The following is a 779-nucleotide window of genomic DNA, read 5'->3' as shown; positions in this document are numbered from 1 at the left end:
GTTGGTCACGCCGCCCCACCTTCATGCCTACTGCGCCCCTGTTTTTGATTCGCTCGCTGTTCCAGCACTTCTGCTGTCAGCGTCAATCCCCGTTCACCCTACCGTCTCACCTACTTTGACCTGCATCGTTGCTTTCCAGCCTGGTTTGGTCCCACACACCTCTTGCACTTAGGTCACGGTTGGGTAACGGTCCGTTCGGGGGCTGGCGGAAAGCGGCCTTGGTTTCGTCGTGAGAACTCGGTGCGCTGGGCAGGTGAACGCGGGCATCCACAAGCTCACGGCTGGCTCCGGGTACTTGTACCTGGTGCGGCAGGTGGCTGCCCATGACCGCACTCATGGCCCGGAATCGTTGGGCGACTACTACTCCTCGAAGGGTGAGACCCCGGGCCGCTGGGGTGGGCGCGGGCTGGCCGGATTGTCGGCGGGTTCGGAGAACTGGACGCGCACCGACGCCGGGGACCGGCTGTGGTCGGTGGCCGAGGGCTCGGAGGTCACCGAGGATCAGATGAAGGCGCTGTTCGGGCTGGGCGTGCACCCGAACGCCTCAGCGTTGACCAAGCAGCTCATTGCTCAAGGGGCGCGCAAGAACTCGGCGCTGACCGCGACTTCGCTGGGGCGGCCGTTTCGGGTCAATGCCGGGGAAACCGAGTTGCAGCAGCGCCTGGCGCTGGCCTACCGGGACCATAACTTGTCCATCGGTGCGCACTGGAACGCCGCGATTGATGAGTCGGTGCGAGCGCAGATGCGCACCGACATCGCCACCGAGATGTTCGAAGAAC

Annotated in this window: 1 protein-coding gene; it reads left to right on the top strand. The window is 64.3% G+C overall.

From position 1 onward, the window contains the following. Positions 1–253: 253 nt before the first annotated feature. The coding region (locus IMZ11_RS42880) for a relaxase domain-containing protein (RefSeq protein ID WP_228649344.1) at positions 254–779 on the top strand (526 nt) is incomplete at its 3' end.

The sequence above is a fragment of the Microtetraspora sp. AC03309 genome (assembly GCF_020826795.1).
Classification (GTDB): domain Bacteria; phylum Actinomycetota; class Actinomycetes; order Streptosporangiales; family Streptosporangiaceae; genus Microtetraspora; species Microtetraspora glauca.
This window is presented reverse-complemented; position numbering and strand designations above follow the sequence as displayed.